The sequence below is a fragment of the Pseudoalteromonas sp. 4NS20-0020 genome, from assembly GCF_057554385.1.
Genome location: NZ_BAAJMI010000004.1, coordinates 197,288 through 223,042 on the forward strand (window position 1 = coordinate 197,288; position 25,755 = coordinate 223,042).

The 25,755-nt window shown below is 40.0% G+C and carries 21 protein-coding genes; 16 read left to right on the top strand and 5 right to left on the bottom strand.

All coding sequences use genetic code 11. The features are described from left to right. Window positions 1-6 precede the first annotated feature (6 nt). Window positions 7-579: a toxin co-regulated pilus biosynthesis Q family protein gene (locus AC27JL_RS11510; RefSeq protein WP_033025327.1), complete on the top strand. Its 573-nt coding sequence runs from the start codon at window positions 7-9 to the stop codon at window positions 577-579. 97 nt (window positions 580-676) lie between these two features. Here AC27JL_RS11510 and glnE read toward each other — a convergent pair whose 3' ends face one another. Next, entirely contained in the window at window positions 677-3,469 is a 2,793-nt protein-coding gene (gene glnE, locus AC27JL_RS11515; protein ID WP_487195665.1) for a bifunctional [glutamate--ammonia ligase]-adenylyl-L-tyrosine phosphorylase/[glutamate--ammonia-ligase] adenylyltransferase, read from the bottom strand. 77 nt (window positions 3,470-3,546) lie between these two features. Between glnE and AC27JL_RS11520 the strand changes: the two genes are divergently transcribed. From AC27JL_RS11520 to ruvX, 6 genes are all read left to right on the top strand, one after another. After that, on the top strand, window positions 3,547-4,440 hold the full coding sequence (locus AC27JL_RS11520) for a DUF350 domain-containing protein (RefSeq protein ID WP_006793184.1): 894 nt from the start codon (window positions 3,547-3,549) through the stop codon (window positions 4,438-4,440). Between the two features lie 73 nt (window positions 4,441-4,513). Next, the gene (locus tag AC27JL_RS11525) at window positions 4,514-4,990 is read left to right on the top strand and encodes a hypothetical protein (RefSeq protein ID WP_006793185.1); all 477 of its coding nucleotides are present in this window, start codon (window positions 4,514-4,516) and stop codon (window positions 4,988-4,990) included. 74 nt (window positions 4,991-5,064) lie between these two features. After that, window positions 5,065-5,799, top strand: coding sequence for a 16S rRNA (uracil(1498)-N(3))-methyltransferase (gene rsmE, locus AC27JL_RS11530; protein ID WP_008132394.1), 735 nt, complete (start codon window positions 5,065-5,067; stop codon window positions 5,797-5,799). A gap of 76 nt (window positions 5,800-5,875) precedes the next feature. Beyond that, the gene (gene gshB, locus AC27JL_RS11535) at window positions 5,876-6,826 is read left to right on the top strand and encodes a glutathione synthase (RefSeq protein WP_008132396.1); all 951 of its coding nucleotides are present in this window, start codon (window positions 5,876-5,878) and stop codon (window positions 6,824-6,826) included. A 170-nt stretch (window positions 6,827-6,996) separates the two neighbouring features. Beyond that, on the top strand, window positions 6,997-7,554 hold the full coding sequence (locus AC27JL_RS11540) for a YqgE/AlgH family protein (RefSeq protein ID WP_008132397.1): 558 nt from the start codon (window positions 6,997-6,999) through the stop codon (window positions 7,552-7,554). 128 nt (window positions 7,555-7,682) lie between these two features. After that, complete coding sequence (ruvX, locus tag AC27JL_RS11545; protein WP_006793189.1) at window positions 7,683-8,132, top strand: Holliday junction resolvase RuvX; 450 nt, start codon at window positions 7,683-7,685, stop codon at window positions 8,130-8,132. 73 nt (window positions 8,133-8,205) lie between these two features. Here the strand turns inward: ruvX and AC27JL_RS11550 are convergent, their stop codons facing one another. Next, window positions 8,206-9,336 carry a PilT/PilU family type 4a pilus ATPase gene (locus tag AC27JL_RS11550; protein WP_008132400.1) on the bottom strand — a complete coding sequence of 377 codons (1,131 nt, stop codon included), beginning with the start codon at window positions 9,334-9,336 and terminating at the stop codon, window positions 8,206-8,208. 9 nt (window positions 9,337-9,345) lie between these two features. Next, on the bottom strand, window positions 9,346-10,386 hold the full coding sequence (locus AC27JL_RS11555) for a type IV pilus twitching motility protein PilT (RefSeq protein WP_006793191.1): 1,041 nt from the start codon (window positions 10,384-10,386) through the stop codon (window positions 9,346-9,348). Window positions 10,387-10,388: 2 nt separating this feature from the next. Between AC27JL_RS11555 and AC27JL_RS11560 the strand changes: the two genes are divergently transcribed. The 8 genes from AC27JL_RS11560 (at window position 10,389) to AC27JL_RS11595 (ending at window position 17,446) form a co-directional block, all read left to right on the top strand. Further along, complete coding sequence (locus AC27JL_RS11560; protein WP_487195666.1) at window positions 10,389-11,102, top strand: YggS family pyridoxal phosphate-dependent enzyme; 714 nt, start codon at window positions 10,389-10,391, stop codon at window positions 11,100-11,102. A 17-nt stretch (window positions 11,103-11,119) separates the two neighbouring features. Further along, complete coding sequence (gene proC / locus AC27JL_RS11565) at window positions 11,120-11,941, top strand: pyrroline-5-carboxylate reductase (RefSeq protein ID WP_006793193.1); 822 nt, start codon at window positions 11,120-11,122, stop codon at window positions 11,939-11,941. A gap of 27 nt (window positions 11,942-11,968) precedes the next feature. Continuing rightward, window positions 11,969-12,502: a YggT family protein gene (locus AC27JL_RS11570; RefSeq protein WP_006793194.1), complete on the top strand. Its 534-nt coding sequence runs from the start codon at window positions 11,969-11,971 to the stop codon at window positions 12,500-12,502. Between the two features lie 59 nt (window positions 12,503-12,561). After that, window positions 12,562-13,008, top strand: a complete 447-nt coding sequence (locus AC27JL_RS11575; protein WP_058433147.1) for a DUF4426 domain-containing protein — start codon at window positions 12,562-12,564, stop codon at window positions 13,006-13,008. 4 nt (window positions 13,009-13,012) lie between these two features. Then, window positions 13,013-13,612, top strand: a complete 600-nt coding sequence (locus AC27JL_RS11580) for an XTP/dITP diphosphatase (RefSeq protein ID WP_487195667.1) — start codon at window positions 13,013-13,015, stop codon at window positions 13,610-13,612. Beyond that, window positions 13,609-14,745, top strand: coding sequence for a radical SAM family heme chaperone HemW (hemW, locus tag AC27JL_RS11585; protein ID WP_276753871.1), 1,137 nt, complete (start codon window positions 13,609-13,611; stop codon window positions 14,743-14,745). Before AC27JL_RS11580 ends, hemW begins: the two co-directional genes overlap by 4 nt. A gap of 85 nt (window positions 14,746-14,830) precedes the next feature. Then, window positions 14,831-16,663 (top strand): DUF885 domain-containing protein, encoded by a 1,833-nt coding sequence (locus AC27JL_RS11590; protein ID WP_058433145.1) that lies wholly within the window; start codon window positions 14,831-14,833, stop codon window positions 16,661-16,663. A gap of 114 nt (window positions 16,664-16,777) precedes the next feature. After that, a complete protein-coding gene (locus tag AC27JL_RS11595) occupies window positions 16,778-17,446 on the top strand; it encodes a hypothetical protein (protein WP_487195668.1) in 669 nt (222 codons plus the stop codon). Window positions 17,447-17,581: 135 nt separating this feature from the next. On the opposite strand, the gene AC27JL_RS11600 is transcribed toward AC27JL_RS11595, so the two are convergent. Next, window positions 17,582-18,298, bottom strand: a complete 717-nt coding sequence (locus tag AC27JL_RS11600) for an SIMPL domain-containing protein (protein WP_487195669.1) — start codon at window positions 18,296-18,298, stop codon at window positions 17,582-17,584. 113 nt (window positions 18,299-18,411) lie between these two features. Between AC27JL_RS11600 and AC27JL_RS11605 the strand changes: the two genes are divergently transcribed. Further along, a complete protein-coding gene (locus tag AC27JL_RS11605) occupies window positions 18,412-21,081 on the top strand; it encodes a bifunctional acetate--CoA ligase family protein/GNAT family N-acetyltransferase (protein WP_487195670.1) in 2,670 nt (889 codons plus the stop codon). Window positions 21,082-21,210: 129 nt separating this feature from the next. On the opposite strand, the gene AC27JL_RS11610 is transcribed toward AC27JL_RS11605, so the two are convergent. After that, window positions 21,211-25,737 carry an EAL domain-containing protein gene (locus AC27JL_RS11610; protein WP_487195671.1) on the bottom strand — a complete coding sequence of 1,509 codons (4,527 nt, stop codon included), beginning with the start codon at window positions 25,735-25,737 and terminating at the stop codon, window positions 21,211-21,213. Window positions 25,738-25,755 lie beyond the last annotated feature (18 nt).

Genomic DNA, 25,755 nt, shown 5'->3' on the forward strand with positions numbered 1-25,755 from the left:
GTTGTAATGTGGTTTTGGATTAGGTACTTGTCATTTGCAGTCATATTAATAGCGCTTGCTGCGTACTTTTTAATGGGAAATGTTCCAACATTAGATTTAAAAGAATCTAAAAATGCCGCTGCCGAAGGATTATCTCGCTTTTATGCCTCGATTCGAAATCAAGTTAAAAGCAACAAAGAGCGTGACCAATACGTATTGAGTTTAAAAAAGCCAGATCAAACTGTCGATAGAGTTTTAGAACAGCGTACGCGTACTGTTACCCCCATGCCAGCAAGTTGGACAGGAAGTGTGGAGCCTAGGCGCTTCGAAAACGGTTCAACATTGAAAGATGTTTTAGTTGAGTATGCTAAAAGCGAAGGCATTGAGCTCTATTGGTACTTAAGTAAAGACTATGTCGTTAAAGATCATTTTAGGGTCGACAGTAATTTCACCTCAGCCCTGTACCAAGTAGGCAGAGCTATAAATGATGACTTTGAACACGAGGTTTACACCTACTTTTGTAATAAGCAAAGAGCGGCAGTAATTACTGAATTGCCCTCTGAGTTTGTGCGCGCTAACTGCTTAAAACTCAACATTTGAGTTATATAAAAAATCACGCTTTTGCGTGATTTTTTATCAAAGCACATCACTTAGAGCGTGTTTGCTTATAAAGCAAATAAATGTGATTGAACAAATCCTACAGCTCAAAAACCGCTTTCCAAATGGCAGTCACATTAGTGATGTCTTGTAAAAACTGCTCGCGTTCAACTAACTTTCCTTGCTGATCTAGGCTGAGTACGTGGTAACACGAACGGTAGTCAATATACGCTTTAATTAACTGCTGCTTTTGCTCTTTTGTAATACAGCCTATTTTAGCAGCATCAGTAAGTATTCTTACATTATCTGAAAATACACTTAGTTGCTCGCTATCGTGTGCATTTTTAAGAACAAGGTATTGTGTAATAAATTCAATGTCGGCCATGCCACCAGCATCTTGTTTTAGGTCAAATAACTGCGTGTTCCCTTTTGCAAGGTGGCCGCGCATTTTCTCTCGCATTTTAATGACATCATCTTTTAACACAGGCGTTTCACGCGCTTGGCAAAGTATATTTTTACGTATTTGCGAAAAGCGTTCTTCTAACTCATTTTGACCTAAAATAATACGAGCACGAACCAGCGCTTGATGCTCCCATGTCCACGCTTGTGTTTGTTGATAGTGATTAAAGCTCTCTAAATTGATAGCAAGTAAACCCGAAGCACCCTCTGGGCGAAGACGTGTATCTAACTCGTATAAAATACCCGACGCCGTTCGCGTATTAAATAAGTGCATTAAACGTTGGGCAAGTTTTAAATAAAACTGGCGAGAATCAATCGCTTTATCGCCATTGGTTTGACTCGAGCCATCGTGATTGTGAACAAACACAAGATCTAAATCTGAGTCGTAGCCCACTTCAAAACCACCCGTTTTACCATAGGCAATAACGGCAAAACCCTTGTGTTCATTGTCAGTGTTTGGCGGCATGCCAAAGCGCTTTACCGTGTTATGCCATGCAATGTTTACGGCCTGCTCGACTATGGCTTCTGCCAAAGAGGTTAAGTGATCGCTTACTTTCATAACATCCAAAACGCCAGTCGCGTCTGCGGCAGCTATCCGTAATTGATGAGTTTGTTTAAACTGCCTTAACGACTCCATTTGTAGCTCTAAATCGTCGTGCTCTATGCGTAAAAAATATTGACGTATTTCGTCTTTATAAGCGCTAAGTGGTGTTGGTTTATAAAGCACGGCAGGGTCAATTAATTCATCAAGCAAAATTGGGTAACGAGAAATATGCTCGCCAATCCACTTACTATGACAACACAAAGAAACTAACTGCTTTAACGTGCCAGGGTTTTCATATAGCAATTCTAAGTAGGCAGTACGCGAAATAATTTTATTAAGAATTTGGCACACAGTACCAAATACTATGGCACTGGCATTAAAGTCGCTTAGCTGTTTAAGCATGGCTGGCATGAGTTTATCAAGAATCTCACGCCCTCGATTTCCAACTTTTACTTTAGACAAACGTAATTTAAAGTCTTGCAGTGGCTCTTGCCATTCGTCTTTAGGTTCATTTAAAAAACTGACATCACAATGATCCCACGCACTTATAAATGCACCTTCACACGTGTCTAGTGGCTCTGTTTCTTCCCCTATTACCTGAATAAACTCATTGTGCACCTGCGCCATTACCTGCTCAATTTCATTTACTGACGCTGCAAAATCTGATTGTGCTAATAGATAATTTAATCGTTGTTGGTTTATTTCATCATCAGGCAAAGTTTGCGTTTGCTGGTCGTCGAATATTTGCAGGTATTGCTCTACTTTTCGTAAATAAAGATAATTACTTTTCAGCTCTTTTGCTTCGTCGTCATCAATAACTTGGTTTAGTGCTAACTGGTTTAGCGCATTAAGTAATGATTGCGTCTGTAAATTAGCCTCTCGCCCGCCGCGTACCATTTGTAGTGCTTGAACAATAAATTCAACTTCTCGTATTCCGCCTGCCCCCAGTTTTATATTATTGGTTAAACGTTTACGGCGAACTTCTTGTGCAATCATGAGTTTCATTTTACGAAGCGATTCAATAACTGAAAAATCAATATAGCGTCGGTATACGAAAGGTTTAAGCAATTGATTAAATTCATCCCAATAGTGATTGGGCCTACCAATTAAACGACTTTTAAGCATGGCGTAACGCTCCCAATCACGCCCTTGCTCTTGGTAATAATCTTCAATAGCGTTAAAACTCATGACCAATGGGCCACTTTCACCAAATGGCCTAAGGCGCATATCAACCCTAAATACCTGCCCATCCCCTGTTGTTTGGTTAAGTGCTGCTATTAGCTTTTGAGCCACTTTTGTGTAAAACACCTGCGCCTCAATACTTTTTCGCCCGCCTTGAGTTTTAACACTACGAGGGTATGCAAATATAAGGTCGATATCTGAAGAATAGTTAAGTTCTTTACCACCTAACTTGCCCATACCAAGTACCATTAAAGGCAAAGATTGCCCTTGCTCATCTACAGGCTCACCATTAAGTGTGGCCACCTGCGCATGGGCCCACTCGTTAGCGCTTTGAATTAACTTATCAGCGAGCTGGCTAATATACTCAATGCTATCTGCAATTGGGTTTTCACAACATAAATCTAAAAAAGCGACTTTAAGCCAGTATTTTTCACGATATTTGCGAAGTATTTGATGACATTGTGCTTCGTTTATATCTGCCAGTGTTAAGTTTTCGAAGGGGGAAAGTATGTCTCTACTTTTAATTTCGTCTTCACATAGTAACCCGCTTTTTAAATCAGGCTGAGACTGAATACAGCGCCAAGCAAAGTCGCTTAACGCTAATAACCTTACAACTTCGCTTTCTGTAGGATGCTGCGGGTACAGCTGCTCATAGCGCTTTAACCCAAGTTTTTGTAATTGAATAGGAAGTTGTATTGCGTTACTCATCAATCCTCTCTTTTATATCATCAGTAACCGTACTAGAATGATTAAAACCTTAAAGGTTAACTCTAATTAGGACAACCATGTCATATTTATCTTTATCTAACACTAGTTTTGTTGCGATTACTATTAGTTTTGCTGTTATTTGCTTAACTATTTTTTCATTAAGAATAATAACTCAAATTAAATTAAAACAAGCGCTTAAAGATGAATTAGCCCAGCATGATAACTTTGCCATGGGGATCAATTTTGCTTCAGAGATTTCGGTTGTTATTGCAACTATTGCCTTTTTATTTGATGAAATAAGTGTAAGTACCGCACAATCTAATCCACTTAAAGTAGCGATATTAGTGTTGTTGTTGTTTTCATTTATAAAAGTGGGACATTTGATTCACCGAAAGTGGATTTTGCATCGTTTTAACGAAGAAGCGGCTATTTTAAAACAAAATGTATGCGCCGCCTTAGTAGACTCTGGCATGCTAATAGCTAATTTCATTATGACCTTAGGCCTTTACACATGGACCCACACTCAAGGCTTCAGTAACTTATTAATCGCGTTAGTCAGCTTTTTTTTACTGCAAGGTATGTTTGCACTTGATAGTAAAATACGCGAACATCGTTTTGCAAAAGCCAATCAAGGCGCTTCGCTACAAAGTAATTTTAATTTAGAAAATACCTCTATTGGTATTCGCTATGCTGGTAAATCAATTGGTTTAGCGCTTGCCTCGTATGCTGGCTTGTCGAGTGCTACGTTTCAAAACGGTAAAATGGTTGAAAACCTGTTTACACTGGTAATGCATTGCGGTGTAATGTGGATACTGTTATATGCGTTAACATTTATTGTAAAAAAAATATCACTACCCAATATTGATGCAGCACTTGAAGTTGATCATCAAGACAACATAGGTATTGCTTGTATTGAATTTGCTGTTTTTTGTGCAATAGGCTATTTACTAATTAGCATGTTTTCTATTTAACATTAAACATTTTTCGCTTGGGCTTACACAAAACTTGCTTACATAACACTTTGCTTAATTGCACTGGGACATTATGCCATTTGAAGTTACTAACTATCTATTAATCGATATAGATAACGAATTTAGCAGAGCGTTTGCTGGTCACTATTTTAATAGTGCAAAGCGAGATGCCCCAAGTACCTTAGTCATTGCAGGTGCTAATACTCGCCAGTTAGTTAAAATGATGTTTGATGAACTCATTAAAGATTATTGTTATTGCGATTTTGAAAACGAAATTAGCGTTTCTGAGCTAGCCAGTTATTTGCATGAACATCACGACATTAAAGGTGTATTGTTTAATCAAACCGATTATTTACTGGCTGATGAAAAACAACGTTTTATTTATAACTCACTGCATGAAAAACGTTTTTTAGTCACTCAAGATGAAAGCGGTTTTGCTTTTAGCCCTGTAAAAGACGAAGGCTTTTCAAACCACCTATCTTGTCATACCGACATAGCCGATACATCAGTCGATATTATTGAGTTAACAGAGTTACTTAATAAACAATAAATAATTGCACCTAGCTCGCAGCTTACTTAACATAGCGGTATATAACTTTATCGCCAACTTATAAGTGAAATCACATGCGAGTTCCTCATATTTACCAAGCGTCTTCTATTACACTAAACACTCCCGTGTCACTCGATGACGATGCAGCTGGCCACATAGGCAGAGTACTTCGTATGAAAGTAGGCGAACATGTGTCTATTTTTAATGGTGAAGGTGGTGAATACCTAAGTGAAATTATAGAAGTGAGTAAAAAAAATGTAGTGGTTATGCCACAGCAATTTAATCCTCACGACGTAGAATCACCATTAAAAATTCACTTAGGCCAATGCGTATCGCGTGGTGATAAAATGGATTTTACAATTCAAAAGTCAGTTGAGTTAGGTATTACCGAAATCACCCCTATTTTTAGTCAGCGCTGTGGCGTAAAGCTCATTGGCGACCGCCTTGATAAAAAGCATCAACAATGGCAAAAAATAGCGATTGCGGCAGCCGAGCAGTCGGGGCGAAATTATGTACCGGTTGTTCACCCCCCTATAGACATAAAACAGTGGCTTGAGCAATCAACTAACGCGATAAAGCTCACGCTTCACCCTCGCGCAGAACACAGCATTAAAACCATTACTGTACCTAAAGATGGCGTTCGGTTTTTAGTCGGCCCAGAAGGCGGCTTTACTGACGAAGAAATGGCACAAACTAAACAACAAGAATTTGTTGATATTCGTTTAGGGCCACGTGTTTTACGAACTGAAACAGCCGCTTTAACGGTCTTAAGTGCATTACAGTTACAATTTGGTGATTTAGCTAATTGAAATAGCTAAAAACACCCTCATATCAAAGCTATTAGCAAACTCTAGTAGTAATTACACATAGATTAAGGCAAAGCGCATGGCAATTAAATTAGGTATTATTTCAGATCCTATTAGTGGGTTTAACATCAAAAAAGACACCGGCTTTGCAATGATGATGCAGGCGCAAGAGCGTGGCTACGAAATTTACTATATGGAGATGGATGATTTATCACTTCGTAAAGGTAAGTCTTATGCCACCGCTGCCAAAGCGCGTGTATTTAACAACGAAGAAAAATGGTACGAACTAGAAGAAAAAACCACCATTGCCCTTGCCGATCTTGATGTAATTTTAATGCGCAAAGATCCGCCGTTTGACACTGAATACATTTACGCAACGTATCTTTTAGAGCGCGCTGAAGATGAAGGCACGTTAATTATTAATAAACCACAAAGCTTGCGTGATGCTAACGAAAAGCTGTTTACTGCATGGTTTAGCGAACACACGCCAGATACCTTAGTTACGCGCAGCCAAAAACAAATTCGTGAATTTTTAGCTGAGCATAAAGACATTATTTTAAAGCCACTTGACGGTATGGGCGGCGCGTCTATTTTTCGTGTAAAAGAAGATGATGCAAATATAGGTGTTATTTGCGAGACCCTAACCGAGCATGGCAGCCGTTATGCCATGGTACAAAATTATGTTCCTGCTATTACACAAGGCGATAAACGCGTTCTTGTGGTTGACGGCGAAGTCATTCCCTACTGCTTAGCGCGTATTCCACAAAACGGTGAAACTCGCGGAAATCTAGCCGCAGGCGGTCGTGGTGAAGCTCGCCCATTGAGCGAGTCAGATATGAGAATTGCACAGGCCGTTGCGCCCACTCTTAAAGAAAAAGGCCTTGTATTTGTTGGCCTTGATATTATTGGCGACAAACTAACCGAAATTAACGTAACAGCACCTACGTGTGTGCGTGAAATTGAAGCCGCGTATGATATATCAATCACAGGCATTCTTTTTGATGCTATTGAGAGAAAATTAGCTAAATAGTCTAGCTTCAGGTTAAATAAGTTAAAGTGACTGAACACAATGCGTTTAACGTTTAAATATTAGTGCAGCACTTGCTGTATTAATATTTTAATAAAATCAGTTAACTTATTTAGTTATAAAATACAGGGTTGTGCCATACTCAAAATTCATTAACTGAAAGGGTGAAATCTATGCAGTCATTAGAAAATCATTTTTTAATCGCCATGCCGTCAATGCAAGACCCTTTTTTTAAACGTGCTGTTACGTATATTTGCGAGCACAATGAAGATGGGGCTATGGGATTGGTGATAAACCAACCCATCAATGTAACCGTTGGTGAACTACTTGATAAAATAGAAATCGATAACGACAAAACCCAGCAAGCAGCTAAAGTAGCTGTGTTTGCAGGTGGTCCAGTTAAAACAGATAGAGGTTTTGTGCTTCACTCCCCTAAACTCGGGTATACCTCAAGCCAAAAGCTCAGTAGTGATATTATGATCACCACCTCTAAAGACGTGCTAGCAAGTTTAACGACAGCACATGCCCCTGAGCAATTTATTATCACCTTAGGGTATGCAGGTTGGGAACAAGGCCAACTAGAACAAGAACTGCTTGATAACAGCTGGCTAATTATAGAAGCGGATCCGGCCATTATTTTTAACACGCCCGCTGAAAAACGATGGGAAAAAGCCGTTTCAATGCTTGGCTTTGATATAGGCCAACTCAGCCCTGAAGCCGGGCATGCTTAAATATCCCCTTTCTAAATTAAGTTCATAATATAAATTCACTTGGAAATAGATACGCTATTACAAGTGAATTTTTTTATGTAAACCTTTAACATAACGGCTTGAAAAGCAGCCTAAGTAAAACATTATCAATGACAAAAAGAACATTTAAACCACAAGGCGAGCGCACCGTAATGGGGTTTGATTTTGGCACTAAAAGTATTGGTATTGCCGTAGGGCAAGAACTCACTGGCAGCGCATCAAGCCTTAAAGCCGTAAAAGCGCAAGATGGTATTCCAAACTGGGATCATATCGCAGTACAAGTAAACGAATGGCAGCCAGATTTAATGGTGGTCGGTTTACCGCTTAATATGGATGGCACTTCACAAGAGGTGACATTCAAGGCTAAAAAGTTTGCTAACAGATTACATAATCACTATGGCATTCCTGTACAAACACAAGATGAGCGCCTAACAACTGCTGACGCAAAAGCCCGTTTATTTGAGCAAGGTGGTTATAAAAATTTAGGTAAAGGAAATGTAGATAATATGTCTGCGGTAATTATTTTAGAAAGTTTTTTTGAATCATTTTACGGTGAGTAACGCTGTAATTAGGTGTGTTAAATACTAAAAAAGCGCGGCTGGAAAGTCGCGCTTTTTTAATAACAATAACTAATTAGTTATCGTCATCCCCCATTCCATCAATAGTGACACCTTGTAAAAAGCCCGCACCTTGTTGTTCGTTATTGCGCAGTTTAATCATCAAGCGTAAGTCATTTGGTGAGTCAGCATGATGCAGTGCATCTGCATAATTAATACGTTGCTGCCTGTATAACTCAAAAAGGGCTTGGTCAAAGGTTTGCATGCCCATATCGTTAGATTTAGCCATGGCCTCTTTAATGCCGCCAATATCGCCGTTTTTAATCAGCTCTGCCACCATAGGTGAATTAAGTAATATCTCTATTGCGGCAACGCGTCCTTCGCCATCTGAGGTAGGTATTAATTGTTGAGCTACAATGGCACGTAAGTTAAGTGCTAGATCGTATTTAAGCTTGTCATGCTTCTCTTTTGGTACCAAATGCATAATACGGTCAATGGCTTGGTTAGCATTGTTGGCATGTAGTGTAGCCACACATAAATGCCCTGTTTCAGCAAAGCTTAATGCGTATTCCATGGTTTCTTGCGAGCGTATTTCACCAATTAAAATAACATCTGGAGCTTGACGTAATGAGCTTTTGAGCGCCGACTCAAAACTATCTGTATCGAGCCCTACTTCGCGTTGGGTGATAATACTTTTGCGATGCTCATGAACAAACTCAATAGGATCTTCAATTGTTAAAATATGACCTCGTTGGTTTCGGTTTCTGTAGCCAATCAGGGCTGCTAATGAGGTCGACTTACCGGTTCCTGTTCCACCAACAAACAGAACTAAACCACGCTTAGCCATAATGACGTCGGTAAGTGTAGAAGGTAGGCCCAAATCACTGACATCGGGGATCTGTGTCACAATTCGGCGAATAACCATACCTGCTCTATCGCGCTGCCAAAACGCAGAAATACGAAAACGCCCTTCGTCGGTTGCAATAGCAAAGTTACATTCTTTAGTAGCATGAAACTCCGCTTTTTGCTTTTCGCTCATCGCAGACTCAACCAACTGTAAAGACTCTTCGTCAGTGAGTTTGTCGTCGCCCAAAGGAATTAATTCACCGTTTATTTTTGCACTAACAGGTAAACGGCTAGATACAAATAAATCAGAGCCTTTTTTCTCAATCATAGTGATTAAGTAACGGTTTAAAGATAAAGTCATGATAATTCCTTAACCACCAAATTGTGTTTTGTCTTGCGCTTTAGCTTGCGCTGCGGTGTTGGTCACAATGCCTCGGTTAACTAAGTTTGTTAAACATTGATCCATTGTTTGCATACCAATTGAGGCGCCAGTTTGAATAGACGAGTACATTTGTGCAATTTTGTCTTCTCGAATTAAGTTACGTATGGCGGGTACACCAATCATAATTTCATGAGCTGCCACTCGCCCACCACCAATTTTTTTAAGGAGTGTTTGTGAAATAACCGCACGCAATGACTCTGATAACATAGAGCGTACCATTGCTTTTTCCTCACCAGGGAATACATCAATAATACGGTCAATAGTTTTAGGTGCTGAGGTTGTATGCAACGTACCAAACACTAAATGACCGGTTTCAGCAGCGGTCATAGCTAAGCGAATCGTTTCTAAATCACGCAGCTCACCCACTAATATTACATCGGGGTCTTCACGCAGCGCACTACGTAGTGCGTTTGAAAAACTGTGTGTATCACGATGAACTTCACGTTGGTTAACTAAGCTTAACTTGTTATCGTGAACAAATTCGATTGGATCTTCAATCGTTAAAATATGGTGGTGTTTATTTTGATTTATGTAGTCAACCATGGCCGCAAGTGTTGTTGATTTACCCGACCCTGTTGGCCCGGTAACTAGGACTAACCCACGCGGGTTGTCTGATATTGTTTTAAAAATATCTGGCGCGCCTAAATCATCAAGTGTTAATACTTCACTCGGTATAGTACGAAATACTGCCGCAGGACCGCGGTTTGAATTAAAGGCATTAACACGAAAGCGAGCAAGATTAGGAACCTCAAACGAAAAATCCACCTCAAGGTTTTGTTCGTAATCTTTGCGCTGAGTATCGTTCATAATATCGTAAACTAAACTGTTTACGTCTTTATCTGCAAGGGCTGGTATATTAATGCGGCGAACATCACCATCTACGCGTATCATAGGTGAAACACCCGACGATAAATGTAAATCGGATGCATTGTGTTGCACACTAAACGCTAATAATTCGGTAATATCCATTTATGACTCCACAACTGGCTGATAATTATATGGTTACAATAGCAGAACGACTCACTTGCGCCTACGCAAGAATTTCAAACGCGGCAAAAAACACGCACAGAAGCAAAGATGAAATAACCTTGCTGGCGGTGTCTAAAACCAAACCTAGCGACGATATCGTTGCTGCCTACGATTATGGCCAACGCCAGTTTGGTGAGTCTTATGTTCAAGAAGCTGTAGATAAAATAGCTCAACTGCACACATATAGCGATATCATTTGGCATTTCATTGGCCCTATCCAGTCAAATAAAAGTGCTTTAGTGGCAGAAAATTTTGATTGGGTACAAAGCGTCGATCGAATCAAAATAGCCAAGCGCCTCAACGCTCAGCGCCCAACCAGTAAACCACCACTTAATGTACTTATTCAGGTAAATATTAGCGCCGAGGAGGCAAAGTCGGGCTGTCATCCCGATGACATCGCAAATCTTGCTGAATTTATTAGCCAATGTGATCAGTTAAGATTACGTGGTTTGATGGCTATTCCTGCAAAAAGTGACGATCCAACGACACAAACTCAATATTTTGAGCAATTACAAACTTGCTTTGATAAACTAAAGGCCCAATATCCACAGTTAGACACTCTATCTATGGGTATGAGTAATGACGTTGAAGCCGCAATTAGTGCAGGCTCAACTATGGTGAGGATCGGAACAGACATTTTTGGAACACGAACTTAAAAGGTAAAAACAGATTTATGTCAGATAAAAAAATCGCATTTATAGGCACAGGTAACATGAGCTACGCTATTATTGGTGGCATGGTAAAAAACGGCTTTGACGCAAACAACATCATTGCGACTAACCGCAACCAAGAAAAGCTTGCAAAGGTAGCAGCCGATTTCAAGGTGCAAACCACCAGTGACAATAACGAAGCCCTACGCGATGCTGATGTAATTGTTTTGTCTGTAAAGCCGCAAATGATGGGCGATTTATGTAAATCGTTTCAAGAGTCTGGCATCGATTTCAGTAATAAACTATTTATCTCAGTAGCTGCTGGTTTAACAGTAAGCCGCTTGCGCGAAATGTTAGGGCAAGACGTAAAAATTGTACGTTGCATGCCTAATACACCGTCTTTATTAGGGCGTGGCGTGTCAGGCTTATTTGGCGCTGGCGAAACGCAACAAGAACATGAATTTGTTCAACAAGTATTTGAGTGCACAGGTATTGTGGTGTGGGTCGAACAAGAAGCGCAAATTAACGACATCATTGCAGTAACAGGTTCATCACCAGCTTACTTTTTCTTATTTATGGAAGCCATTGAGGAAAAAGCAAAAGCGCTTGGCTTTAATGATGAAGATGCTCGTCGTTTAGTACAACAAACAGCACTTGGCGCTGCCGAAATGGCGTTAAGCCAACCAGAAATTAGCATTTCTCAGCTACGCGCAAACGTAACATCTAAAGGCGGGACTACACATGCCGCAGTTGAGCATTTAAAAGACGAAGGCTTAACTAAAACCGTTGGCGATGCGATGGATGCGTGTATTGCTCGAGCGATGCAAATGGAAAAAGAACTTTAAAACTACTTTACTATTAAAGGTTACACTATGAATGCCATGCAATTTTTGATCAGTACTCTGTTTGATTTGTTTTTAATGGTGGTACTACTGCGTTTTTGGCTACAGTGGGCAAAAGCCGATTTTTACAACCCAATGAGCCAGTTTGTGGTTAAAGCAACGTCGTTTGCAGTCAACCCTTTACGTAAAATTATACCTGGGTTAGGTGGGCTTGATTTAGCCTCACTATTGCTGGCATTTATTGTAGCTATTGCCAAAATTAGTACTTTAATGTTGGTAATTTACGGCGCATGGGCTGCGCAACCCGTGTTTATTCAAGCTCTAATTACCGTAATAAAAGAAGGCTTAAACTTAGTATTTTGGGTATTAATTATCCGCGCAATTCTCAGCTGGGTAAGCCAAGGCTACAACCCTATTGAAGCGGTTTTCCACCAGCTTACTGAGCCAATGCTCAAGCCACTTCGTAAAATTATTCCACCAATGGGTGGGTTAGATTTATCAGTACTTGTATTAATCATTGGTATTCAGTTTTTGCAAATGCTGTTAATGGACTTTTTAGCTTAAGCCTTTGTTTTAATTAAAAGAGGCCTTATGGCCTCTTTTTTATATTTTTGGAGTGAACAATGAATCGGTTAATTAAATTTTGTTTTATTGCTTGTTTAACATTCGCATTTAACGCACACAGCGAACAAACATTGGGCGGACAATATAAAGAACTTGGCCCGTGGCAAGTACATTACATTGCTTTTCCATCAACCTTTATTCAGCCACAAATTGCCAAGGCTTACGGGCTTGAGCGCAGTGGCTATAAAGGGATTGTTAATATTTCTGTGTTAAAAAACAATACAGGCAATACAGCTCAAAAGGCCGAGTTATCTGGCACAGCCAGAAACCTACTTGGCAACAAACAAACGCTTAACTTTAAAGAAGTAATTGAAGGGGAGTCGATTTATTACCTTGCCCAAGTCGATTTTACAAACGAAGAAATACTGCGCTTTGAAATTGAAATACAGCAAAGTAATCAATTTCAAACACTGCAATTTCAGCAAAAATTTTACGTAGATAAATAATATTATGAACAAAACTTTAGTCCTTGCCACGGGTAACCCTGGCAAAGTAAGTGAGCTGGCCAACATGTTAAGCCCACTTAATATTAATGTAGTTCCACAAAGTGATTTTAACGTCAGTGAAGTAGCCGAAACCGGTACTACCTTTGTTGAAAATGCTATTATTAAAGCCCGCCATGCAGCTAAAATTACGGGTATGCCAGCCATAGCTGATGATTCCGGCTTAGAGGTTGATGGTTTAAATGGTGCACCGGGGGTTTACTCTGCTCGCTTTGCTGGTGAGAGCGCAAGCGATCAAGACAACATAGATAAACTACTTAATGATTTAGGTAATAACCCAAATCGTAAAGCGCGTTTTTGGTGTGTATTAGTATTAATGCGCCACGCCGATGACCCTACCCCGCTTATTTGCAGCGCAAGCTGGGAAGGCGAAATTACACAAACCCAACATGGCGAAGGCGGGTTTGGTTACGACCCGATATTTTTTGTTGAAGAGCAAAACTGTACCAGCGCCGAGCTTACAAAAGAGCAAAAAAATGCTGTGAGCCATCGCGGTCAAGCATTGCAGGCTTTGCTAAATGAGCTACAACTAAAAGGCGGCCTGTGACTCTTCCTCCTCTAAGTTTATATGTGCACGTACCTTGGTGCGTGCAAAAATGCCCTTATTGCGACTTTAATAGCCACGGGCAAAAAGGCGACATACCAGAAGCCGAATATGTTCAGCATTTAATAGACGATTTAAAAGCCGATTTACACTTGGTACAAGGGCGTAAAATTCACAGTATATTTATTGGTGGCGGTACGCCCAGTTTATTGACCGGTGATGCTTACACACGCCTACTAAGCGAAGTCGATAACCTTATAGGCCTTGCCGATAATTGTGAAATAACCCTCGAAGCAAACCCAGGCACAGTAGAAACGGGCCGATTTAAAGAGTATGTGAAAGCAGGTATAAACCGCATTTCAATTGGCATACAAAGCCTGCAAAGCGACAAGTTAAAAGCGCTTGGCCGTATTCATGGTGCTAACGAAGCAACCTATGCAGCAGAGCAAGCCAAAGAAGCTGGTTTAAATAGCTTTAATCTTGATTTAATGCATGGCTTACCAGGGCAAACCCTAGACGATGCATTAAGTGATTTAAAGCAAATTATTGCCCTCGATCCGCCACATATTTCGTGGTACCAACTTACCATAGAGCCCAATACTCAGTTTGCATCTAAACCGCCAACACTGCCTCAAGATGAAACTCTGTGGGATATTCAAGAGCAAGGCCAAGCACTACTTGCAAAAGCCGGTTATATACAATACGAAATTTCAGGGTATGCAAAACCGGGCTATCAATGCCAACATAACTTAAATTATTGGCGGTTTGGCGATTATCTGGGGATTGGCTGTGGTGCTCATGGTAAGGTCACCAATGCAAAAACTGGCATAATCACCCGAACTGAAAAGGTCAAACATCCCCGTGGCTACATGGATATGGTAAAACCTTATTTGTACAAAAGTTGGCACGTTGAGCAAGACGATTTGGCCTTTGAGTTTTTTATGAATCGCTTTCGCCTTGTCGAACCATGCCCGATTGAAGACTACAGTGCGCTGACTAATCAGCCATTGCAAAGCCAACAAGCAGCCTTAAATAAAGCCATAAACACCGGTTTATTAATAGAAAAAGACGGTCACTGGCAAGTGAGCCTTAAAGGGCATCGCTTTTTGAATGACCTGCTAGAATTGTTCGTATAATGCATTGGGCGTTATACGTCATGTAAAGCGAATACATGAAAAATTAAAATACCCTAATGGGTTTCTAACAACAAAAGGGAAAACAATGCGTAAACTTACCTTTATTGCAGCAGCTGTGAGTGTTGCACTCCTTGCTGGTTGCCAACAAGCACCACAACAATCTGTAACCACTCCAATTGTACAAGCGCAACCTGTACAAAGCGAAATTGACAAAGCCAATGCGTTTTTTGAAGATACCTTTAACCGTGATGTGATGAGCAGCCCGGTTTACCAAACTTACATGGGTATTAAAAAAGATTACGATAAATGGGATGACGGCAGCGAAGAGCAAAAACTCAAAGACCTCGCTGAAACTAAAGCCGACTTAGTTGCCCTAAACGCGATTAACCGCGACCTGCTAGACGATGCAACTAAAGTAAGCTACGACTTAAAAAAACAAGACTTAGAAAGCTCAATTGCTGACTTTAAATGGCGTTACCACAACTACCCTGTAAACCAAATGTTTGGTACACACTCTATGGTGCCTGCATTTTTAATAAACCAACATTCAATTAGTAATGTTAAAGAAGCAAAAGACTACATTTCGCGTTTAAATGGGGTGCCTACGGTATTTGACCAATTAGTAACTGATTTAGAAACACGAGCAAACAAAGGCATTATTGCGCCTAAGTTTGTGTTTCCACATGTTATTGATTCAAGCAAAAACATTATTCAAGGTGCACCATTTGAAAAAGGTGACGATTCAACACTTTTAGCAGACTTTAAACGCAAAGTAACGGCACTTGAAATCAGCCAAGACGAAAAAGATGCACTTATCAATGAGGCAACTGACGCGTTAAAATCAGCAGTTAAGCCAGCTTACTCAAAGCTTATTAACTACCTAGCACAACTTGAAAAGCGTGCTGACGATCGTGATGGTGCTTGGAAATTACCTGAAGGTAATACCTTTTACAATAATGCACTTAAACGCACAACTACCACTGATTTAACTGCAAAAGAAATTCATGCTATTGGGCTATCAGAAGTAAGCCGTATACATGACGAAATGCGTGAAATTAAAGATAAAGTAGGCTTTAAAGGCGATTTAAAAGCGTTTATGCAGTTTATGAAAACTGATAAGCAATTTTACTACCCAAATACAGCAGAGGGTAAACAACGCTACCTTGACGAAGCAACAGCTATGATCGACACAATGAAAGTGCGTCTTGATGAGCTATTTATTGTGAAGCCAAAAGCCGACCTTAAAGTAAAAGCAGTTGAAGCTTTCCGTGAAAAAGCGGCGGGTAAAGCATTTTACCAACAGCCTGCGCCAGATGGTTCACGCCCGGGTATTTACTACGCAAACCTTTATGACATGGAAGCGATGCCAACGTACCAAATGGAAGCACTGGCTTACCATGAAGGTATTCCGGGTCACCACATGCAAATAGCTATTTCGCAAGAACTAGAAGGTGTGCCTAAGTTCCGTAAATTTGGCGGCTACACAGCCTACATTGAAGGTTGGGGTTTATACTCTGAGCTTGTACCTAAAGAAATGGGTATGTACTCAGACCCATACTCAGACTTTGGTCGTCTTTCTATGGAATTATGGCGCGCGTGCCGTTTAGTGGTTGATACTGGTATTCACGCAATGAAGTGGACTCGCCAAGAAGGGATTGATTACTACGTGAATAACACCCCTAATGCCACTTCTGACGGCGTTAAAATGGTTGAACGTCACATTGTAATGCCTTCGCAAGCAACGGCTTACAAAGTAGGTATGTTGAAAATTTTAGAACTACGTGAAGACGCTAAAAAGCAACTTGGCGACAAGTTTGATATTCGTCAGTTCCACGATGTAGTGCTAAAAAATGGCCCTGTGCCACTAAACGTACTAGAAAACTTTGTAAATGAATGGGTAGCAAGCAAAAAAGCTTAATCCCAATTTATAAAGCTAACTAAAAGGTCGCTTATGCGACCTTTTTTGTATTTTGTACCAATTGGCAATAATAGGTTAAGCTAAACAAAAAGGTATTTAAGAGGCGCAAAAATTATGGAGTTATGCATACAGTTACTTAACGCACGTATTTCAAAGCATCAATTAAATGAACTTGATAATGACTTTAAGCAGTTAAACCAAGCACAACAAACATTACAGCTTAATCATCTATACGAAAGCGCTTTGCGCATGAGTATTAAGTACGATTTTATGCAAAATGTAGCAACACGTATTTTAACAAGCAATACCCCACCTGCACCTTTTATCAATCAGTTAACAACCACAGATGCCTTGACGTTTTTTACTCCAGCGCTTAGAGAAAATAAGGGCTTCTTGGCACAAGATACCCAAGGCAATAATGTGTTACACACTGTATTTAAACACGCTAATGCACAAAAGCTGGCGTTTAATTATGTGCGCTCATTAATGTTATTTGAGTCTAACGATGACTTAGTAAAAGCGCTTGCTCAACCCAATGCTCGTGGCCTAACACCTGTTGCGTGTTACATTGCGTACGCAAATAAACCAAGCACGCCGGTTAAGCATGAATTTTCAGCACTGTTAGCCCTGATGGAAATAGAACAAAAACAAAACCCAACAGCTAAACAGCACTTGGCAAATATATTAAAAGGTATGAGCCTAAACGAAACCAGTATTTTACTTAGTGCTGCTTACCTGCAACGTTCAACCGCGCAAGTTGCACATTTAGTTAAAGCGGTTTAGGTCGTGAAAACCTTGATAGATTAAGCGTTGGCCAATCGAGTAACTATTTTACCAAGGTACGAAATTTGTAACCTAATGAGTTACATAAATACTAAACACACTGCTATAAATTTAACCTAGAATAATAAATAGATCCTAGTCGTTTAAGTAGTATTCAACAGTGGTTACTACTCTTACGTTTTTTATTTGTGGTGTATTTGAATCGCGATTAGTAATACTAAACTGCCCTTGGCGAGCTGTTTTTATTTTTCCTAGTTTTGAATTGGAATCCCTAGCAAACTTGTTAGCCACTTCGCGGGCTTTTTCAGTTGCTTGTTGCACCATGGCCGGTTTCACATCGTTTAGCCCTGTAAAAATATACTCAACACGTGTTTCGTAACTATCTTGTACTATGGCAATATTTTGTTTAGCTAATTGGCTTACTTTGCTCAGCGCATTTTGCACCTTGTCTACAGCGCTAGAATAAACGGTCATATTTGAACGAACAATGTACCTAAATTGCTGATTTTCATTGCCGTACTCGCGCGCCTGCTTATCAACAATAGATTGGCTACCAAGTGATATTTCGGCGTCATCAAAACCATGCAGTTTTAAAAATGCGATCACGGCAGCGTTTTTTTTCTCAACCCTATTTACCAACTTTTCAAGGTCGTTATCTGCATCGCTAAATTGCAAAGGCCATATAACAGTATCGGCAATCACCTCTTGCTCTGCTAATCCTTTAACTTGTACTGTACGCTCCATTTCTTTTACATTTAGTGCTGCACTTTTTAAAATAAACCCTAAGCTAATTAAGCCTAGGCTTAAAAAAGTAGCCGCCAGCACAGTGTGAAAACCAGGTGTTTTAATCACAGTACACTCCTTGATTGATATCAATAATACGTATCTATAAACTCGAAATAACCTGTTAAACAGGGTACATTGAGACAATGTATAACGCAAAATTTAAAAGCTAAGGAAACGCAATGAGCCTAAAGCGAATTAGTCAGTTTTTTAACCCAAGCTCAGTGGCCGTGATAGGTGCGTCAAATAACGCCTCTCGTGCCGGTTTTGTCGTTATGCGTAATTTATTACAAGGCGGTTTTAAAGGACCAATTATGCCTGTAACGCCAAGCTATAGCGCTGTTCATGGCGTACTTGCATACCCGTGTATTAATGATCTGCCTAAGGTGCCTGACCTTGCCGTAATTTGTACCAATAAAAATACCCTGTTCGACATTATTAGCCAACTAGGCGAGCTGGGCTGTAAAAGCGCTATTATCATTGCCGATGGCTTAACGAACGATCAAAAAAGTGCGCTAAAAGCATGCGCCCATAAACACAACGTTACTTTATTAGGCCCTAATAGCTTAGGGCTATTAATTCCCCATATTGGGTTAAATGCCAGCTTTTCTCATACAGTGGCAAGCACGGGTAAAATTGCCTTTGTGTCGCAATCTGCAGCGGTATGCTCAACCATATTAGATTGGGCTAAAAATAAAGATATTGGCTTTTCGTACTTTGTTTCTGTGGGGGGGTGTTTAGATATTGATTTTGATGAGCTACTTGACTTTTTAGGGCGTGATTCAAAAACTAAAGCCATTTTGCTTTATATTGATAATATTGAAGACATTCGTGGCTTTATTTCGGCAGCAAGAGCGGCTGCATTTAGTAAACCAGTTATTGCCATAAAAACAGGAAAGACAAATGCTGGCGCTCTTGCGGCAGAGATCCATTCCGGTGGAAAACAAAGCTCTGATGCCGTATACGATGCATTATTTCAACGTGCAGGTATGCTGCGCGTTAACGACCTACGAGAGCTATTTGCTGCAACACAAACGCTCGCCATGCACCCAAAATTATTGCAAGTTGAACAGCTCACTATTTTAACAAATGGTGGAGGTCCGGGTGTTATGGCGGTTGATGAGCTAATTCAACGATCTGGGAAATTAGCGGCGCTTAGTACTGAAACACGCAGTGCGCTTAATCACGTTATTCCCCGCTCGGAAGCAACCTCCAACCCGATTGATATTTTTGGTGACTCGGCACCAGCGCGTTACAAACAAGCATTAGAAATATTATTGCATGCAAAAGAAGTAAAAAACTTATTGATAATACATACCCCATCGGCACTGGCTCCAAGTGAAGACTATGCCAATGTAATTGTTCAAGCGCTGCAAACGTTGCCCAAAATGGCTCGCCCTTATGTGTTTACCAACTTTATGGGTGAAGATGCTTCATTTGCAGCCAGAAAAATATGCGCTAATAATGCAATTCCTACTTATCGAACACCTGAAGGCGCTGTCGGTGCGTTTATGCACTTGGTATCGTATCGTCGAAACCAAAAACATTTAACGCAAACGCCAGAGTCGAACACCGACGATGAAAAAATAAACAAAGCTGCTGCCACAACGTTAATAACTGAATTTTTAGATGAGGAACAAACCTATCTACCCACTCACAATGCAAGCCAAGTACTAAGCCACTATGGTGTTGAATGTATTGAAACTAAAGTGGCGTACACACCCACTGAGGCAAAAGAACAAGCAATAGAGCTTGGTTTTCCCGTTGCGCTTAAGCTTATAAGCCCAAGTATTGCTTCTAAGTCTGAAGTCGGCGGCGTGGTTTTAAATCTAAACGATGCCAATGAAGTTGAGCAAACCGCATTTGCGATGCTTATTCGTATTAAAAACACTTATCCAGATGCCACTATTGATGGGTTTTCACTCCAAAAAATGGCACCGCGTGCAGGTGCAAACGAGCTGCGGATTGCAATTAAAACAGAGCCTAATTTTGGCCCCGTTATTTTACTTGGTGAGGCAGGTACAGGACTTGAGTACGCTCAAGCGGCAGTAGCTCTCCCTCCCCTTAATATGAACTTGGCTAAATATTTAATTGCTGCCGCACATGATAAAGGCGTATTAAAAGATCGCATTTTACCTGAAAAGGTCGACAAATATCGTTTATGTGCGTTGCTCACGCGTATTTCACAGCTCGTTGTGGATCAACCCGATATTAGCGCAATGGAACTTAACCCAATACTTGCAAGTAACGGGCAATTTTTAGTACTTGATGCCACCATAACGCTAAATCGATACCAGTCAAAAAGTAACCGTAAACGGTTATGTATTCGCCCCTACCCTATAGATCTTGTAGAAATAGTAACGCTAAAAAATAATACTCAAGCAACGCTTAGGCCAATAAAACCTGAAGATGAACAAGCCCACAAGGCATTTGATCAATCACTCAATAAAGAAGATCGTTACAAACGCTTTTTTGGCGAGTTACCTCAATTTAACCACGATCAACTCGCTAAAATGACTCAAATTGATTACGACCGAGAAATGGCGTTTATTGTTTGCCAACGCTTAGAGGGAAAAACACGTACCTTAGGGGTGTCGCGTGTGATTATGGATCCCGACAACGTGCATGCTGAGTTTGCTATTGTGGTTCGTTCTGATTGCCAGGGCTTAGGGCTAGGTCGAATTTTAATGAATGCTGCAATTAACCATTGTAAACGCCAAGGCGTTGAATGGATTGAAGGTATAACACTGCCAGAAAACACAGGTATGATTGAACTTGCCCGCAAGTTGGGCTTTAAAGTAAGCCGCGACTTTGAAGAAGGCAGCATTAATATGGTGCTCAACACAAAATAAACTCAGCCCAATAACTTACGTTATGTTCAGAGCGCCTAAAACCAGTAAGGCGCTATAATATTGCTTTAACAACTTAACTTGCACTGTGCTAAAAGGGCTAATAACACCATTTTTGATATTTATGACCGCTTATCTATGATCTGCGTGTAGGTTACTACTAAAAATATCTTGCCAGTCACGTATTATAAGCGCTGGCACATCTTCACTTGGAACAGGCTTACTAAACAAATAGCCCTGAAAATGCTTGCACCCTAACGCGGTTAAAAACAGAAGCTGCTGCTGGCTTTCAACGCCCTCAGCCACACACTCTTTGCCTAAACTATGTGCCAATGTGAGTGTTGATTCAATAATTGCCTCATCATCAGAGTCAATGCCGATGTCTTGAACAAAACTTCGATCAATCTTAAGCACATCTATAGGAAAACGCTTTAAATAAGTCAGCGATGCATAGCCGGTACCAAAGTCGTCCATATAGAGTTTACAGCCTAACTCTTTTAACTTTTTCATACTTTGCAGTGCAAGGTTTGAGTCACGCATTAAAATAGATTCTGTTATTTCAAATACAATAGCCTCTGATGGCACGTTAGCATTAATAAGCGCTTTTTTAATCTCTGGCACAAGCTCTATAAATTCAAAATCTAATGCCGATAAGTTAATCGATAAATACAAATCAGGAGATGCTTTTCGCCATTCGTTAAGCTCATTTAATGCTCTGCCAAAGGTTTGTAGCATTATTTTAGTTATTAAACCAACACCTTCAGCCGCCAACGAAAACTCCTGTGTTTGGATTCGTTTATTTTCAGGCCAGCGAAGTAATACTTCAAAGCCTTCAGTTTGATGTGTGTGAGCATTTATAATAGGTTGGTAGTAATTACAAAACTCATGCTCTTGATAGGCTTTTGTTAACTGTGATTCTAAATGAAGGGCTTTTTGAACATGCTGATTCATTTCTTGTTTGTAAAATTGATAATTACTTTCAAGCGCACCTTTGGCATGATAGAGCGCAATGTTTGCCGCCTTCAGTAAGGCACCACTTTGTGTTGCATCATCAGGAGAAATCGCAACACCAATGCTTAAATTAATATTCACTACTTGGTCGTTAATACTTATATTTTGATTCACGCAATCCATAAGTTTGGTACAAATAAGTAATACTTCTTCTATTTGGTGAATATCTTCAACCAGGACCACGAATTCATCACCACCAAATCGTGCAATACTGTCTGATGAACGTAGTGAGCATTTTAATCGCTCTGCAACTTTTTTAATAAGTTCATCGGCGACTTCGTGGCCTAATGAATCATTAAAATATTTAAAGCGCTTAATATTAATATGTAAAAGCGCAGCTTTGCATAAGTGCTTTTGGGCTTGCTCAAGGGCATGCTCAACCCTATCATTAAACAACGTACGATTCGGTAAGCCGGTTAACACATCAAAGTTAGCGAGTTGGTGCAGTTCACTTTCTGCCAGTTTTTGTGCATGTATATCTGTTAAAATAATCACGTAGCTGCTTAAGCGTTGTTCTGTATCAGCAACCGCACTTATTTTAACTAGCACATGGCGAGACTCTCCATTGTGAAGGCGTACCATATCTTCACAAGAAAAATGCTCCCCTTCTGCGAGCTTTTTCATAATACGTAAGTAATCAACACGGCTTTTAGGCGACATACCTAAGTTTAACGCCCTACTTGAAATGGGCTCTGCAGCAAAGTTAAAAGCGGTTTGAAGTGATTTATTAGAGGCACGAACATTAAAGTTTTTATCGAGAATAAAAACCCAATCACGAGTTTGTTCAAATGCAGCAGTAAATAAGCGTGCGTGCTCTTCAAATACCATTTCACGGGTCATGTTAGTGTATGTACCCGCTACTTTTTGAGGCGTTTTTTCATCCCACTCAACCACTTTGCCAAAGTCTTTATACCAACGCCAATAGCCTTTGGCATGGCGTACACGGTATGTGCAGTTAAAGTAGCCTTTATCGGTCGACAAAAACTCTAACCACTCTAAACGAAATAGTTGTTTCTCTTGCGGATGTATTTTAGCCAAGTATTCATCAAGGCTTACAGTATCGTGTTTATAACCCAGCTCATTACTTAAACGAGGCTGATAAATACTTGGATTACTTGACTGCCAATCCCATACGCCAGACTCACTGCCTTCAAGGGCAAGCTTTAAACGGGACTCACTGTCTTTACTTTCTTTATGCGCAGCCAATAAGATACGTTGAATTTTATTACGTCGCCTGACCCACATGGCAATAAAAAATAAAAATAAAGCGCCGTATAACACCATAAAATAAGGCGCACGCCAAAGTGGGTATTTAACCTTTATTTCTAATGTAGCTGGCTTGGTAAAAATTCCCGTTAAGGGGTCTTTAGCCCAAACTTTTAATGTATAACTACCAGGGTTTAACTTAGGAAATAGTACTCGGTTGTTATTTCTTGCGTAGGTTTTTTGCCCGTTATCAAGCTGGTACTCATAAATAATACGTTCTTGATTACTAAAAGCCATTGCAGAAAAAGCCACTTCAAGACCAATGTCATCGTGGTTTAAAACGACTTCATTCAGAGGTTGCCTTAAATCGCGAGATAACTCTCGGGACATTAAATTTACCCGCGTTATATTTACATGCTCTATAAGCGGCTTATAACTTTGGTTTTCCATTGGATGAAAATACGTTATTCCTTTTAACCCCCCATATACAATGCGGCCATCGTTAAGCTGCGCCATTGCTGAGCTATTAAATTCAGCCGATAAAAGCCCCTCGGCTGTACTAAACTGCTGAAAGTGGAGCGTTTCTGGATTTAAACGCCAAATTCCTTTATGGCTACTCATCCAAATCATACCGTCGTCGTCAAGCACCATACTGTAAAGTAATGTACCTAATTTATTCTTATCAAGATCAATAGTATGAAGGTGTTCATACGTTGATGAATCAATACCAATTAAGCCAAAATTAGAAAGAGAGATCCACAACACGTTGTTATTATCAATTACGTATGAAAGCACACTAATTGCAACGTTTTCATGTTGTTTGGGTACTTTATAAATCATTTCTAACGCTAGGTTGTTAGGGTTTAATTGATATAAAATACCGGCATTAAAAAAGAGTGGCCAGTCAGGTTTATTTGGTAAAGCGGGTAAAAAACCATGCGCTAAAAAAGGGTTAAATTGTGCCAACTCACCGCCCAATCGTGTCACAATTTTGGTGTCTATATTATAAACAAACGCGCCATGGTCACGATGCATAAAATATAAGTCGCCATTTGGCATTAAAGCAACACCGTGTACCCACCCTGAGATATGATCTTGATTTGCCGAATTTTTTGTTTTAGGTTCAGTGACTTGGTACGTATTTGGATCAAAAATATACAAGCCTCGATTTGTATTAAGCCAAAGCATATTTTTATAGGGCATAATTTGCCAAACACTAAACTCGCGTGTGTAAGCGTCAGCTTTATAATCTTTTAAATATACTTTGCTAGTATTGGTTTTTAAATCAACTTCAGTTAAGCCATTATTGGTTGCAAGCCAGAGCTTTTCGTTAAATTCGGTTATTCCCCATATTGAATGGTGAGATAAACCTGCGCCACCCAGCACACTGCCATCAACATTGTTAAAGTGATACGTATCTTTTGATAGATAAAAGGCACCATCACTTTTTGTGGCCACCCATACGCCACCAGACTTATCTTTGGCCATATCAATAATGCTGGTATCGGCTAAGGTATATTTACTTTGAGTGATTCGTGTATTTTTTATTAACTCACCACTATTTAAATCAAATTTGAATAACCCTTTGTCTGTCGCAAGATCGATTTCACCTTGGTTGTACTCTATTTTCCACACATTTAGGTCGGCAAGTAATACTTTATTTTTGAATGCAATATCGGGACGTTCAAACATGCTTGGTAAATCACTAATATCAACCTGATACATACCTTTAACCGCACCGACTAATAACTGGTTATTTTCACCCAGCTCAAACGACTTAACATTATTTTGGTAAACATGCGCCGCCTCACCTTTTAAATGCTGTAATGGACGAGTTAGATCATTAGCAATATCATGAACGTAAGCACCGTGAGAGGTCGCTATAAAAATGTAACCGTTATAATGAAACAAGCTTCTTACTAATGTATTTTTGTATTCTTTAGGCAGCTCAAAAACAGATTCAATCACACCGCTTTGAATATCGAGCTTCGCAAAATCTCGACCTCGTCCAATCCACAGTGTTTTAGAATCAGCCGCTAGCATGGTAAATACTGATTGATTAAAAATTTGCTCTTCGTTGCTTGGAGGACTTAAAAATTGCTTGTAAGTATCTGTGGCTGGATCATATCTAAAAAGGCCCTCGAGTAATGAGGCAATCCAAATATAACCGTCTACGTCTTGGTATATTCTGTCAATAATTGCTTCTTCTAGCTCTCCATTTGGGCCATTAATCGGGGTTACTTGATACCCATCGTAACGGTTTAACCCCCCTTCGGTAGAAAGCCACAAATACCCGTTGTTATCGATAAGTATGGTATTAACGTAACTTTGTGATAGGCCTTCACTGGGTGATAAACGCTTAACTTGTGCACCTGCCTGGCAACTCACTATAGTTATTAAAACTAAGCAGCAACTTAAAATCCAATTAACGCCCTTACTCATGGTCATTCCATATGGTTT

What these genes read in the sequence shown, in the direction of transcription:
- AC27JL_RS11510 (WP_033025327.1), top strand. Translation starts at nt 7, where the DNA reads ATGTGGTTTTGGATTAGGTACTTGTCATTTGCAGTCATATTAATAGCG.
- glnE (WP_487195665.1), bottom strand. Translation starts at nt 3,469, where the DNA reads ATGAGTAACGCAATACAACTTCCTATTCAATTACAAAAACTTGGGTTA.
- AC27JL_RS11520 (WP_006793184.1), top strand. Translation starts at nt 3,547, where the DNA reads ATGTCATATTTATCTTTATCTAACACTAGTTTTGTTGCGATTACTATT.
- AC27JL_RS11525 (WP_006793185.1), top strand. Translation starts at nt 4,514, where the DNA reads ATGCCATTTGAAGTTACTAACTATCTATTAATCGATATAGATAACGAA.
- rsmE (WP_008132394.1), top strand. Translation starts at nt 5,065, where the DNA reads ATGCGAGTTCCTCATATTTACCAAGCGTCTTCTATTACACTAAACACT.
- gshB (WP_008132396.1), top strand. Translation starts at nt 5,876, where the DNA reads ATGGCAATTAAATTAGGTATTATTTCAGATCCTATTAGTGGGTTTAAC.
- AC27JL_RS11540 (WP_008132397.1), top strand. Translation starts at nt 6,997, where the DNA reads ATGCAGTCATTAGAAAATCATTTTTTAATCGCCATGCCGTCAATGCAA.
- ruvX (WP_006793189.1), top strand. Translation starts at nt 7,683, where the DNA reads ATGACAAAAAGAACATTTAAACCACAAGGCGAGCGCACCGTAATGGGG.
- AC27JL_RS11550 (WP_008132400.1), bottom strand. Translation starts at nt 9,336, where the DNA reads ATGACTTTATCTTTAAACCGTTACTTAATCACTATGATTGAGAAAAAA.
- AC27JL_RS11555 (WP_006793191.1), bottom strand. Translation starts at nt 10,386, where the DNA reads ATGGATATTACCGAATTATTAGCGTTTAGTGTGCAACACAATGCATCC.
- AC27JL_RS11560 (WP_487195666.1), top strand. Translation starts at nt 10,389, where the DNA reads ATGACTCCACAACTGGCTGATAATTATATGGTTACAATAGCAGAACGA.
- proC (WP_006793193.1), top strand. Translation starts at nt 11,120, where the DNA reads ATGTCAGATAAAAAAATCGCATTTATAGGCACAGGTAACATGAGCTAC.
- AC27JL_RS11570 (WP_006793194.1), top strand. Translation starts at nt 11,969, where the DNA reads ATGAATGCCATGCAATTTTTGATCAGTACTCTGTTTGATTTGTTTTTA.
- AC27JL_RS11575 (WP_058433147.1), top strand. Translation starts at nt 12,562, where the DNA reads ATGAATCGGTTAATTAAATTTTGTTTTATTGCTTGTTTAACATTCGCA.
- AC27JL_RS11580 (WP_487195667.1), top strand. Translation starts at nt 13,013, where the DNA reads ATGAACAAAACTTTAGTCCTTGCCACGGGTAACCCTGGCAAAGTAAGT.
- AC27JL_RS11590 (WP_058433145.1), top strand. Translation starts at nt 14,831, where the DNA reads ATGCGTAAACTTACCTTTATTGCAGCAGCTGTGAGTGTTGCACTCCTT.
- AC27JL_RS11595 (WP_487195668.1), top strand. Translation starts at nt 16,778, where the DNA reads ATGGAGTTATGCATACAGTTACTTAACGCACGTATTTCAAAGCATCAA.
- AC27JL_RS11605 (WP_487195670.1), top strand. Translation starts at nt 18,412, where the DNA reads ATGAGCCTAAAGCGAATTAGTCAGTTTTTTAACCCAAGCTCAGTGGCC.
- AC27JL_RS11610 (WP_487195671.1), bottom strand. Translation starts at nt 25,737, where the DNA reads ATGAGTAAGGGCGTTAATTGGATTTTAAGTTGCTGCTTAGTTTTAATA.